The organism is Clostridium sp. LIBA-8841, assembly GCF_057782475.1.
On the sequence record NZ_CM173488.1, the window covers coordinates 3,115,210 to 3,128,788 of the forward strand.

The following is a 13,579-nucleotide window of genomic DNA, read 5'->3' on the forward strand; positions in this document are numbered from 1 at the left end:
AGTTTTTTGTCAATCCCATTTTTTATCATTTAATTTAAAAATTATTTATTTACTAATATTTAGTTTTTATTATCTTTAATTTCCTTTCAATTTCTTCTTTTTTCTAAGTTAACTTTTAAACTATTCAAATAAGAAATCAGCCATTATTATATTTGAAAGTTCTATTCCTTTTTGACTAAGATAAATACTTCCTGAATCTCTTATTAATAGATTTTTATCCTCATACTTACTTATTATTTCTCCATAAACATCATTTATATTCATATTAAATCTTTCTTCAAATTCACTTTCCTTTATTCCATTAATCTTTCTAAGTCCCATAAACATAAATTCTTCCATATCATCATTTTTAGAATTAGTTATTACTTCCTCTATAGCTTCTCCTTTTTCATTCATTGCTTTTATATATTCTTCTACACTACTTAGATTTTTAATTCTTTCGCCATTAATATAAGAAGCTGCTGCTGATCCTAAACCAATCCAATTATCCATATTCCAATAGGCTAAGTTATGTCTACACTCCATTCTTCTTTTAGCATAATTAGAAATTTCATATTGTTTAAATCCGTTTTCCTCTAAAATAGTTTTTGCTAAATGATACATTTTTCTTTCCTCTTCCTCACTTGGAAGCTTTAACTTATCATTTTCATAAAGATTATAAAAAGCAGTTCCTTCTTCTATGATTAAACTATATGCTGATATATGTGCTGGCTCTAAAGATATTATTTCTCTTAAAGTCTCTTCCCATTCATTTACTTTTTGATTTGGTAAGCCAAACATTAAATCGACATTTATGTTGTTAAACCCTACTTTTTTAGCTAAAAGAAAATTCTCTTTAAAGGTTTCATAGTTATGTATCCTTCCTAATCCTTTTAAAAGACTATCTTGCTTTGCTTGAAGACCCATACTAATTCTATTAACACCATATTTTTTCATTACATTTAATTTTTCTTCTGTTAAATTACCAGGATTACATTCCATAGAAAATTCAACATCCTTTGATATATTAAGTTTTGCTATTTCACTTAATAAAGTTTCTAACTCCTTTGATTCAAGAACACTTGGTGTTCCTCCACCAATAAATATAGTATTTATTTCTAAATTACTATATTTTTCTTTAAATTTTATTATTTCCTTATTCAATGCATCTATGTATTCTTTTCTTAAATGATCTTTTCTTGCAAAAGAAGGGAAATCACAATAAAGACACTTTTGTGCACAGAAAGGAATGTGTATATATAAAGAAATTTTATCCATGGTTAATTACCTCCATCTTAAAATAAATAAAAAATCCAAACTAAAGTCTCTACTATTATTTGGTTTTCAATTTAATTAATATATAAGTTCTTTAGTCTACTTTCATATTACAACAAAAAAAGTCACGAGTGAATAAACTCATGACTTTTATATGATACTTTCATAATACAAAATTACTTATTTTAAATTTTGTTCATAAGCTTCTTAAAACATTCATATAAACGCAATTTAATTTTTAATTCAAACTACATTTTAAGCTAAAAATCAATATTTATCTAAACAAGTTCAAGTCTTAAAATATATTTAAACTTATTTTTATATTTCTCTTAAATTTATGTTTATAGCATTATGAATTAATAAATCTCTTTGAACTTCTATAATAGAAGTTTTTATTATTTCGCCTTCTAAATTTATATCAACATTACTATGATCTCCATATTTAGCTAAAAACTTATCTAAATCAGAAATTTTAAGACTTACGGAAATATTTTCTCCATTTTTTCTATTTATAACACCAGTTGCTTTTCCAGCATTTCTAAATTTTCTACACTTAACTCTAACATCTCTTTTATTTGCTTGTAACATAAGAACAACTCCCCTTCTCTACATAAGTTTTATTAATTTACTATAAATATATTGAAGGGATTTCTCTTTAATGACTAAATAAAAAAAATATTTATTTTATGAATTTCTTACTAAAAGTCATTATAAAATTAATGTTATTAATCCTAATTTCTTTAAAATCAAAATTCATCTAAAACAGAACTAAACATAAAAAAAGGTAGCATTGATACTTAATAGTATCAAACACTACCTCTTTGTTAATATTTAAAAGCTAATTAGTCAACTTTTAAAACTGACATAAATGCTTCTTGTGGAACTTCAACTGTTCCTAATTGTCTCATTCTCTTCTTACCTTCTTTTTGCTTTTCAAGAAGTTTTTTCTTTCTTGAAATATCTCCACCATAACACTTAGCTAATACGTCTTTTCTCATAGCCTTAACTGTTTCTCTAGCTATGATTTTTGAACCTACAGCTGCTTGAATTGGAACTTCAAACATGTGTCTTGGAATAATTTCCTTAAGTTTTTCAGCTATAGCTCTACCTCTTTGGTAAGCCTTAACTTCTGGAACTATCATAGATAAAGCATCTACGTTATCTCCATTTAATAATATATCTAACTTAACAAGTTTTGATTGCTCATATCCTTTTAATTCATAATCTAATGAAGCGTATCCTCTTGTTTTTGATTTAAGAGTATCGAAGAAGTCATATACTATTTCATTTAATGGTATTTCATAATGAATAACAACCCTTGTTTCCTCTAAGTATTGCATATCTATGAATTTACCTCTTCTGTCTTGGCATAATTCCATTACGGCTCCTGTATAATCAGTTGGAGTAATAATTGAAGCCTTAACAACAGGTTCTTCCATATATTCTATCTCTGTCATTGGAGGAAGATTTGTTGGGTTTGTTAAATCAAATGACTCTCCATTTGTTTTAGTTACCTTGTATATAACTGATGGTGCAGTTGTGATTATATCTAAGTTAAATTCTCTTTCAACTCTCTCTTGAATTATTTCCATGTGTAATAATCCTAGGAATCCACATCTAAAACCAAAACCTAAAGCTACTGAAGTTTCTGGCTCAAATGATAATGCAGCATCATTTATTTGAAGCTTTTCTAAAGCTTCTTTTAACTCTTCGTATTTAGCTCCATCAACTGGGTATATACCAGAATAAACCATTGGTATAGCAGGTTTATATCCTGGTAATGCTTTTTCTGTTGGTCTTGCCGCCTCTGTCACAGTATCCCCAACTCTGGCATCCCTAACATTCTTAATTGAAGCTGTTATATATCCAACTTCGCCTGCACTTAATCCTTCTTTTAAAGGCATTAAAGCGGGTGTGAACACCCCTGTTTCAACTACCTCATAAACTTTACCTGTTGACATCAATTTTACTTTTGTACCTGGTTTAACTTCACCATCTATAACTCTAACATGACAAACAACACCTTTATAACTATCATAGTAAGAATCAAAGATTAAAGCTTTAAGAGGAGCATTTTCATCACCTGATGGTGCTGGAACCTTCTCTACTATTTCTTCTAAAACATCTTCTATGTTTAATCCTGTTTTTGCTGATACTAAAGGTGCATCCTCTGCTTCTATTCCTATAACATCTTCTATTTCTTGCTTTATTTCATCTGGTCTAGCACTAGCTAAATCAACCTTATTTATAACAGGAACTATTTCTAAGTCATTATCTAATGCTAAGTAACAGTTTGCTAAAGTTTGAGCTTGTATTCCTTGAGTTGCATCTACAACAAGTATTGCACCTTCACAAGCTGCTAAACTTCTTGAAACCTCATATGTAAAGTCTACGTGACCTGGAGTATCTATAAGATTTAATATATATTCTTCTCCGTTATCTCTCTTATAGATAAGTCTTGCTGCCTGAGACTTTATTGTAATTCCTCTTTCTTTTTCTAGCTCCATAGTATCTAGTACTTGCTGTTCCATTTCTCTTTGAGTTAATGTACCAGTTTTCTCTAAAAGTCTATCTGCTAATGTTGATTTACCATGATCTATATGCGCTACGATTGAAAAGTTTCTTATATACTTCTTTTTATCCATATCTAAACCTGCTCTCCAAACTGTCTAAAGTTCTTGAACAGTTTTCACCCCCACATTGTAGAATAAGTCAAGTTACATTATATCACAATGTGCCATTAAACTGTCAATATACTTGATTTACATTATTATATTGTTTTCTATGAATTGATTAATATTATTTATTAAATTATTCATCAAATTAAAAGTTCCAATCAATATATTCCCTACAAATCCTTTATTTAGGTTTAAAGTATGTTCTTTAAAAACCAAATAAAATTCATCTTTATTTTCGTATATTTTTATTGGGCTATTATCTTCACTAAATACAGTTAAATCCATTCCTGTTTCTTCTTTTATCCTTTCATAATCAACTTGTTCATTGGATTCATAATTTTGATTATTAAAAGCCTCTGTATTTTCTATATTAACTCCAATAATGCCCCAACAAATTATAGAAAAAAATATTAAGCTAAGCATTCCCATTGTTGTAAACTTTTTCAAAATAAAACACCCCCATAGATTACTATCTATAAGGATGTTCAAAAAACTTTATTTTTATTCACCTTTTCCGTTTAATTCTTCTGCTATTAATCTAGCTATATATTTAGCAGTGCCTTGTGCCTCTTCCGAAGTATTAACTTCTGCTCCAACCTCTATTAGCATTGAATTTTTATTGTATTGTTGGTTAAAAGCATTCTTTCCCCTATTATACTTATAGGTTTCCTGTCTTCTCAAAATATCTGGAAAAAGCTCATTAGCTCTAGTTATAAATCTATTTGCTAGACTCTCTGCATCATTATAATATTTACTATTCTTAGTTGTAACAAACATGACTTTAGCCACGTTTTCTCCATTTATATTAGCAGTCAAATTCTTTTTATTTTGCTCTCCTACAGAATCTCTGTGTATATCTATTATCATTTTAAATTCATCATATTGATCTACGTATTTTTTTACTGTTTCTCCGGATTTATTATAGGATTGCTCATAAGCTGCTGAGTGATTAGTTTTATCATGAATAACTGATATTCCATAATTTTCTTCAAGTTCTTTTGCTACTAAAGATCCCACGCCAACAACATTGTATGCTTCATTATTTGAAGTTCTTTCCTCATTATATCCCTCTGAATTATGTGTATGGTAAATAAGTACCTCTGGCTTAGACTGATCTAATTCCTTTTTTAAGCTTTCATCATAAACTTCATTATTCTTGCTAGCTATTAATTCTTCCCCACCATTTGCTTCTTCCTCAGACACTTCATCTATACTATCGGTATTTAAATCAAAGGAAGATACATCCTCTGCGGAAACATACCCTACTTTATCAATTGAAGCTATCTTATTTGCTGCCCCAAAATAGGGTACTTCATTCATTACTAATTCAATAGGGTCTAAAGGCTTTATATTCAAAGTTTCAAGAGCTAAACTTTTTAATGTAATATTACTTTCTAAGTAAGCATCCTCATCATAATATGTTCCTTTGGCAATAGGCATACCTGCATTCAAAAGTTGTATATATGACAAGTTTTCTCTCATATCTTTACTTGCTGCAATCTTCATAAATCTAAACATAAACATTATTAGTAAAATTAAAAGAACAAGCATTCCTATTGGTATCTCTCTTTTATTAATACCTCTCACATTATCCCCTCCCTCATATTTTCATTTATATGAGATTAGGATAAATATTATGTTACTCTATAATAGTAAATATTAAATTTATTATTCTTCAAAATCACTCATAACTTCCAACAAAAAACTCCTAATTTTTTAATTAAGAAATTTATTTATATCCTCTAAAACCATGTTAGGTTGAAGTGATATATTTATTCCATTAGCTATTATTTTTGAAACTGATTCTATTACATCATCTATTTCCTTTGGGGTAACCATTAAATCTCCAACATAAGGATTTAAAAGACTTTTTATCATAATTCCCTTTTCATTTTTGTCTATATTATTTAATATATTATAAAATTCTTTTCCCTCTTCTGCTTGCTTTATCATTTCATCTAGAACTAAATCCATAGCATCATTGGCAATTGTCGCCGCATCTACCACCGTTGGAACTCCTAATGCAATAACTGGAATACCTAAACTCTCTTCGTTAATTTGCATTCTATGATTACCAACTCCTGCCCCAGGTGATATTCCTGTATTACTTATTTGAATAGTTCTTGCAACTCTTTCAAGTTTTCTTGAAGCTAATGCATCAATACAAACCACCAAATCTGGTTTTATTTTATCAACTAAGGATTTAATAATTTCTCCTGTTTCAATACCTGTTATACCTAAAACTCCCGGTGCAATGGCACATACTGGTCTAACAGAATCGTCTATTACTTCTGGCATAACCTTCTTTAAATGTCTTGTAACCATAAGCTTACCTACTACCTTAGGTCCTATAGCATCTGGAGTAACATTCCAGTTTCCAAGTCCAACAACTAAGGCTGTTCTATCCTCTGGTAAATTAATAAGCTCCTCTAAAGAACTTGCCACTACATGGGATACTTCATCCATTATCCCTCCATCATAATGAGTATATTCAGGAATATCTATGGTAACATATCTTCCAATAGGTTTTCCCATAGCTTTGGCACCTTCTGCGTTTATTATGTCTACATTTGTAACCTTAATATCATCATCTACAGTTTTTTCTTCAAAAATAACTCCATCAATTTCTCTATTGTATCTATGTTTATAAATTTCGCGACTTTCAACAGCTAAGTCAGTTCTTACATTATACATTTTTCCACCTCTTTTTAATTTAAATTGATATATCATATATAATTTCCTTAAAAATGATAATTATGTCGATAAACACGAAAAAAGACTTGAACTTCTATATTTATGATGTTATAATTACCTTTGTTAAATAACGAACTCGTACGCAGATTCCCCAAAACTGCAGATACGCTATAAAAGTTGAAGGGGGTGAACTAGAATGGCAAATATTAAATCAGCAAAGAAAAGAATAAAAGTTACTGAAAAGAAAACTTTAAGAAATAAGATGATTAAGTCAGCTCTTAAAACTGCTATAAAGAAGTTTGAAGTAGCTGTTGAGGCTAAAAACAAAGCAGAAGCTGCGACTTTATACGTTGACGCTGCTAGAGCTTTAGATATGTCTGCTTCTAAAGGAGTAGTTCATAAAAACATGGCTGCTAGAAAGAAATCAAGATTAGCTGCTAAGTTAAACGCTATGGCTTAATTATATGGGTGTTAGAATTTCTAACACCATTTTCTTTTATTAGAAGTATTTCTTCAAGTAAAAAATCCAGATTAGAATTTTCTAATCTGGATTTTTTATATTACAGTATTTACTATCATAAGTTCTAGCTCTGTTTTCTTATTTAAATTTGAATTACTTTTAAGTTTCTTTTCTGTATATAAACATAAATTAATACATTTATTTAATTGCTTAGTCGAAAACTTTTTGCTTTGATTTATAAATTTTTCTATTACAAAGTCTGGTAAATTTATTCTACTAACCTCTAAGAAATCTTTTTTTATCTCATCAATTCTGTACTTTTCAGCAAGCCTTATCTTAACCCTATGCAATTTTTGAAACTGCTCCCTTATTTGACTTAATATAAATATAGGATCTTGCCCTCTTCCAATTAATTCGTCCATTAAATCTATTGCTTGCTTCGCTCTTTTAACTGAAATAAGTTCAACTAAATCGAATATATCATCTTCATATCTTGGAGGAAGTAATAAATCTATGTCTTTTCTAGTTATGTCCCTATCCCCTGTGTAATTTACTATTTTATCAACTTCTCTTTCAATAATATCAAAGTTGTTTTCTACTGAGTCACAAAAATATTTTAATTCTATCTTACCTATGTTTTTATTATATCTCTGAAAAATTTTCCCTACTTTTTGTTGTAATTTAGCTCCTTTTAATTTCTCAACTGAAACTATACAACTATTCTTTTCAAGTTTTTTAAGCTTGCTTAGTCTATTAATTCTATCTCTCTTATCCTTTAAAGTTGTATATGCGATTAAGATACAATGTTCAGGTGTATTTTGAAAATACTCTACACACTGCTTATATAATTTTTCAGTTTCCTTATCTTGTTTATCTCTAAATATATTAGTTCTATTTAAAACCACAACTTTTCTGTCACTCATAAAAGGCAATGTTTCACAAGCATTCATAAAGTCATCAAAGTTAAGATTATTACCATCTAACCTAATTAAATTTAAATCCTTAAATCCATCATCTAATACACTATCAATTATATTTTCTATACCTTCTTTAATTAAAAGCTCATCTAGTCCAACTAATATATAGCTTTTTTCTAATTTTCCTTTTTTCAAATTATCATATAAACCATCTAAATCTATCATTAAAATATCAACCTTTCAAATCCCAGATACTTATTTACATAAGTTAAAGTATATACGCACTTTTCTTTTGAATCAAATCAATTATATCATAATCACTTTTCTCTGGCATTAAAGTTATACTATTAAAATTATCTTCTATTAAAATAGAATATTTTTTTGAAACCTCAAACTGTGCCTCATTCTTTAAGTGAATAACCTCATTCACATATTCTTTTTTCATAATTGCCTTTCTAAAATAATCACTATCATTATTTACTAAAGCAACTTTATTAAATCCGGATTCTATAACTACAGCCTTATTCCATTTATCTTCAACTACTCTTATCTTAATCCCTAATACATGTATATCTAAAATAAGAATTGGTATAACCAGATAAACTCCTATTCTAAACCTCTTAAATCCTTTAACACTCATATAAATTGATAAAAACATAGTCATATATGCTACTGCAAAAACTGGTGATAGATATGGAGTAACCAATATTACCTTATCTAAAAAGACCAAAATCCCTCTAAAAATCATAAAAATTATATTTAGTAAAAATACTATAATCCCAATAAAATTTCCTCCTGTCAAAATAGAGAATAATAATATTTGTAAAACTAACACTATTATTGGTGTTACTAAAAATGTTGATATCAAAAAATTAATAGAAAACTTGCCAAAAACAATTACTAAAATAGGATATATAAAAGCTTGAGCTGACAACCCCAAACTTAAATACTCATTGATTTTTGGAGGTAGCATATAAAAGCCATTTAATAATTTTTTATAAAATAATATTATACCTAAGGTTCCTCCAAAGGATAATAAAAACCCCATGCTAAAAAGGTTATATGGTTTAAAAATCATAAGTACTATTGCTGCTAAAGAAATAGTACTTAAAGAATCATAGGTTTTAAATACTTTTTTAGAACTTTTTAAAAGAGTTATCATTATAAGTGCTCTTAAAGCCGAACTAGATGCTCCAACTAAAATAACATAAATGGAGCAAATCACTAAAGCAACTTTAAATGAAAACTTATTATATATCATTGAAAATAAAAGTGATATGTGAAATCCAGATATACATATTAGATGAATTACTCCTAAATCAGATAAAAAATCTTTTTGATTATAGGTTAGATTATCCTTATCTCCCCACAAAATTGCATTTAAAAGTGCACTTTCTGAAGATGAAAAATTCTCACTTAATCTTTCATAATATTTCTTTGGTATATTTTTAATCTTATATACTAAATCTTTTTCACTTTTTATAACATCCTTTAAGAAAACCTGTCCAACATAACCTCTCTCTAAATTAACATTTCTTTTAAATTTACAAACCCCATATATTTTTTCTCCATATTCAAGTTCAACCTGACTTTGATTTCTTATTTCAACCATTCTTCCATCTATTTTTCCGAGTATAAATTTATTATTAATATCTACTATTCTAATTTCTTGTACTCCCATCTCTTGAAAGTTAGGTTCATAATAAATTGTACAACTTAATATTCCTATGAGAAAAAACACCATACCTATATTAAAATAATCTAATCCTAATAAAAAATATGATATAAAAATTAAAGGCACAACTAAAAAAGCTGTACCTATTAAATTAAAACTACTAAGGTAATATGTTAAAATTCCTAAAGTAACAAAAATACAAATTAATCCTAAAGGTCTATTTATAATAATCTTTTCAAATTTTCTCATAGAATCTCTCCTTCGAGAAAATTATTGACCTTTTCTAAGAATTATAATCATTTATTTAGTTTTCGGATTAAATATTAATGCCATTATGTATCCAAAGAATATAGCAGCTGTTAACCCTCCTGCTGCACCTTTTAATCCTCCAGTGAAAGCTCCTAATAATCCTTGTTCATTTACTTCTTTTATAGTCGCCTTCGCAAGAGCATATCCAAATCCAGGCAAAGGTATAGTTGCCCCGGCTCCTCCAATTTGAACTAGTTTATCATAAATACCTAAAGCGCCTAAGATGGTTCCTAATGTTACAAAAAGAACTAATATTTTTGCTGGGGTCAATTTTGTTTTATCCATTAATAATTGACCTATTACACATATAATTCCACCTACTAAAAATGCATTTATATAACTTTGCAAGTTCATCATCCTCCTTATATATATTCTATAGCAACAGCATGTGCTATTCCTGGTATGCTCTCTCCTTGAAGCGCAGATGTTGAGCTTAATAAAGCTCCTGTTGAAACTAAAAGCACTCTTTTAATTTCCTTTTTCATAAGTTTTTTATATAAATATCCACATCCTACCACTGCAGAACATCCACATCCACTACCACCTGAGAATGTTTTCTGTCTTTCATTATCAAATATTTTTTCTCCACAATCTATGTAAACCTTACTTACATCATAACCATATTCCTTTAATAACTTTTCAGTCAGTTCTCTTCCAGCCTTTCCTAAGTCACCAGTTGCTATTACATCATAATCTTCCGGTTTTCTATTGGTATCAACAAAATGTTTGTATATTGTATCTACTGCTGCTGGTGCCATAGCTGCTCCCATATTATCAGCATCTTTAATTCCATAATCTTTAACAATTCCTGTAGTTATATAGGTTACATATGGAAAATCTCCTTCTCTACCTAAAAGCATAGCTCCAGATCCAGTTACAGTCCATTGTGAATATTCTTTTCTTTGGCATCCATATTCTAAAGGAAATCTAAACTGTCTTTCAGCTGAGCTAAAGTGGGAAGATGTAGCTGCTATTGAATATCTGGCGAAATCTCCATCTATAACCATAGATGCTAAACTTAATGATTCTGCCATAGTTGAACAAGCTCCATATACACCTAAAAAAGGTATTTTAAATTCTCTTGCCACGAAGTTAGTGGAAGTTAATTGATTTAATAAATCTCCTCCAAAAAGATAATCAACATCTTCCTCTTTAACTTTGCTCTTTTTTATAACTTCTTCAATAGAAGTTATCATTAAACTACTCTCAGCCTTTTCAAAACTTTCACATCCATTGCAATCATCTTGTAAAACCTTATCGAAATATTCCTTTAGAGGACCATCTCCCTCTTTAGGCCCAACAATGCTATATGTAGATATTATTCTAGGTTTACTTTCTAATTTTACAGTTTGTTTACCCACTCTCTTCAAATTATTACTCATTAAAAATCACCCCATAAATCCAAATCTAAGTAATAAATAATATATTACTCCTACAATAACTGATGTTCCTACGCCATATACTATTACTGGTCCTGCAATAGTAAACATTTTTGCACCTACTCCCATTACAAAACCTTCTTTTTTAAATTCTATAGCTGGTGATACCATAGCATTAGAAAAACCTGTAATAGGAACTATAGTTCCTGCTCCTGCAACAGCTGCAATCTTGTCATAAATATCAAGACCTGTTAGAAGAGCTGCTAAGAACACCATAGTCATTGGAGTTATAATTGAAACCTGTTCCTCTGGAAATCCATTAGATAATAAGTAATTTCTTATAAACTGCGCAATAACACAGATTAACCCACCAATTATAAATGCCATTATACAATTCTTTAATGTCTTTGGCTGTGGTCTTATTTGTTGTTCAAGTTCATTGAATTTCTTTTTTATTTTTTCATCACTTTGGTAAGTAGCCATATTAACCATCCCTTTCTTTTATTTTATACATATAGTATTAATTTCTTTTCCCTAATATATACAAAAAAATAAGCATTATTTTCTATGATTTGATTCATAAAAATAATGCTCACAAAATATTCCATTTATAATCAATCCTCTTCTAATTTTTCCTTCATAAGTTTCAATACTTTTTTTTCTATTCTAGAAACCTGCACTTGACTTATACCAAGCATTTTAGCAACTTGAATTTGAGTTTTATCCTTAAAATACCTAAGCATTATAATTTGCCTTCCTTTTGTATCTAAGGACCCTATAGCCTCTTTTAAAGCTATTTTATTTACCATATCATCATCTTTACCCTTCTCACTAAGTTTATCTATAAGGAGTACAGGTGTTCCTTCATCATGATGTATAGTATCATATAAATATTGCATACTATTTGCAGATTCTAAGGCTACTATAACTTCTTCTTTGTTCACTCCAGAATACTCTGCTAATTCATCTATAGTAGGATCTCTATTTAGCTCTTTTATTAATTCTTCTTTATTGTAATGAAGTTTCTTAGCTAAACTTTTTGTACTCCTACTAACCTTTATTATACCATCATCTCTTAAAAATCTTTTTATTTCTCCTATAATCATAGGTACTGCATAGGTAGAAAATTTAACATTAAAACCATCATCAAAATTATTTATAGCCTTGACAAGCCCCATTGAGCCAATTTGGAATATATCTTCATAATCATATCCTCTATTTATAAACCTCTTACATATGGAAGATACTAAAGGAGTGTTAACTTCTATAAGTTTATTCATAGCCTCCTTATTTCCCTCTTTTGCTAGGACTATGAGAGCTGTATTCTTATCATAATTAAAATTATCTTTCTCAATACTACTAATATCCATAGACTTTCTTCACCTGCCTATGTATTCATTTTTTTCTTCATTATTATTTTTGTACCCTTGCCTTTTTCACTATAAACTTCTAAAGAATCCATAAATGTTTCCATAACTGTAAATCCCATACCTGATCTTTCTAACTCTGGCTTTGATGTATATAGGGGCTCTCTTGCCTCTTCTAAGTTTTCTATTCCTATTCCATTGTCTTCTACAGTTATACTTATTTCATCTCCGCATAAAGTTGCTTCAATAATAACTAACTTACTTTCATCACATTCATATCCATGAATTATAGAATTAGTTACAGCCTCAGAAACAGCAGTTTTAATATCAGTTAATTCTTCAATAGTCGGATCTAATTGAGCAATAAAAGCTGATACACTTACTCTTGCAAATCCTTCATTTTCAGATTTAGCCAAAAACTCTAATCTCATTTTATTATCCATATTTAACCCTCCATTAACCCACTTTTAGAGCTTCATCCAAATTTTCGTAATATTTTATTATCTTAAATATTCCAGATAACTCAAAAACTCTCTTTATACTTTTATTAACAGATATTATGTTAACTTCTCCTGAACGCATACTTAGCCTTTTATATCTACCTATAATAACCCCTATTCCTGAACTATCCATAAATGTTACGCCTGAAAAATCTAATATAAGTTTTCTTACGTTCTCTCTGCTAATTCTATCGTCAATCTTTACTCTTACTTCTTCAGCACTATGATGATCTAATTCTCCAATTAAACTCACTACTAAAACATTTCCTCTTTTTTCAAAATCCAACCACATATGCTCACTCTTATTGAGCTCCACCTCCTATACACTTTCTTTTCCATATTTTAA

Annotated in this window: 15 protein-coding genes; 1 reads left to right on the forward strand and 14 read right to left on the reverse strand. The window is 28.9% G+C overall.

Annotated features, from left to right (window positions below; genetic code table 11):
- Positions 1-120: 120 nt before the first annotated feature.
- From hemW to gpr, 6 genes are all read right to left on the reverse strand, one after another.
- Positions 121-1,257 (reverse strand): radical SAM family heme chaperone HemW, encoded by a 1,137-nt coding sequence (gene hemW, locus AC2A4K_RS13700; RefSeq protein ID WP_322503047.1) that lies wholly within the window; start codon positions 1,255-1,257, stop codon positions 121-123.
- A gap of 315 nt (positions 1,258-1,572) precedes the next feature.
- Positions 1,573-1,842: a hypothetical protein gene (locus AC2A4K_RS13705; protein WP_322503048.1), complete on the reverse strand. Its 270-nt coding sequence runs from the start codon at positions 1,840-1,842 to the stop codon at positions 1,573-1,575.
- A gap of 254 nt (positions 1,843-2,096) precedes the next feature.
- Positions 2,097-3,899, reverse strand: coding sequence for a translation elongation factor 4 (gene lepA, locus AC2A4K_RS13710; protein ID WP_322503049.1), 1,803 nt, complete (start codon positions 3,897-3,899; stop codon positions 2,097-2,099).
- Positions 3,900-4,016: 117 nt separating this feature from the next.
- The gene (locus AC2A4K_RS13715) at positions 4,017-4,379 is read right to left on the reverse strand and encodes a hypothetical protein (RefSeq protein WP_322503050.1); all 363 of its coding nucleotides are present in this window, start codon (positions 4,377-4,379) and stop codon (positions 4,017-4,019) included.
- Between the two features lie 54 nt (positions 4,380-4,433).
- Complete coding sequence (locus AC2A4K_RS13720) at positions 4,434-5,519, reverse strand: stage II sporulation protein P (protein ID WP_322503051.1); 1,086 nt, start codon at positions 5,517-5,519, stop codon at positions 4,434-4,436.
- A gap of 129 nt (positions 5,520-5,648) precedes the next feature.
- Positions 5,649-6,626: a GPR endopeptidase gene (gene gpr, locus AC2A4K_RS13725; protein WP_322503052.1), complete on the reverse strand. Its 978-nt coding sequence runs from the start codon at positions 6,624-6,626 to the stop codon at positions 5,649-5,651.
- Positions 6,627-6,822: 196 nt separating this feature from the next.
- Here gpr and rpsT point away from each other — a divergent pair, with 196 nt between their 5' ends.
- Entirely contained in the window at positions 6,823-7,086 is a 264-nt protein-coding gene (gene rpsT, locus AC2A4K_RS13730) for a 30S ribosomal protein S20 (protein WP_322503053.1), read from the forward strand.
- A 95-nt stretch (positions 7,087-7,181) separates the two neighbouring features.
- On the opposite strand, the gene holA is transcribed toward rpsT, so the two are convergent.
- From holA to spoIIAA, 8 genes are all read right to left on the reverse strand, one after another.
- Positions 7,182-8,228, reverse strand: a complete 1,047-nt coding sequence (gene holA / locus AC2A4K_RS13735) for a DNA polymerase III subunit delta (protein ID WP_322503054.1) — start codon at positions 8,226-8,228, stop codon at positions 7,182-7,184.
- Between the two features lie 43 nt (positions 8,229-8,271).
- Positions 8,272-9,927, reverse strand: coding sequence for a ComEC/Rec2 family competence protein (locus AC2A4K_RS13740; protein ID WP_322503055.1), 1,656 nt, complete (start codon positions 9,925-9,927; stop codon positions 8,272-8,274).
- Between the two features lie 51 nt (positions 9,928-9,978).
- Positions 9,979-10,344, reverse strand: coding sequence for a stage V sporulation protein AE (spoVAE, locus tag AC2A4K_RS13745; protein ID WP_322503056.1), 366 nt, complete (start codon positions 10,342-10,344; stop codon positions 9,979-9,981).
- Between the two features lie 5 nt (positions 10,345-10,349).
- The gene (gene spoVAD, locus AC2A4K_RS13750; protein ID WP_322503057.1) at positions 10,350-11,369 is read right to left on the reverse strand and encodes a stage V sporulation protein AD; all 1,020 of its coding nucleotides are present in this window, start codon (positions 11,367-11,369) and stop codon (positions 10,350-10,352) included.
- Between the two features lie 6 nt (positions 11,370-11,375).
- A complete protein-coding gene (gene spoVAC / locus AC2A4K_RS13755) occupies positions 11,376-11,849 on the reverse strand; it encodes a stage V sporulation protein AC (protein WP_322503058.1) in 474 nt (157 codons plus the stop codon).
- A 131-nt stretch (positions 11,850-11,980) separates the two neighbouring features.
- Positions 11,981-12,736, reverse strand: coding sequence for an RNA polymerase sporulation sigma factor SigF (gene sigF / locus AC2A4K_RS13760; protein ID WP_322503059.1), 756 nt, complete (start codon positions 12,734-12,736; stop codon positions 11,981-11,983).
- A 17-nt stretch (positions 12,737-12,753) separates the two neighbouring features.
- Entirely contained in the window at positions 12,754-13,176 is a 423-nt protein-coding gene (gene spoIIAB, locus AC2A4K_RS13765) for an anti-sigma F factor (RefSeq protein WP_322503060.1), read from the reverse strand.
- 13 nt (positions 13,177-13,189) lie between these two features.
- Positions 13,190-13,525 (reverse strand): anti-sigma F factor antagonist, encoded by a 336-nt coding sequence (gene spoIIAA, locus AC2A4K_RS13770; protein WP_322503061.1) that lies wholly within the window; start codon positions 13,523-13,525, stop codon positions 13,190-13,192.
- Between the last annotated feature and the right edge of the window lie 54 nt (positions 13,526-13,579).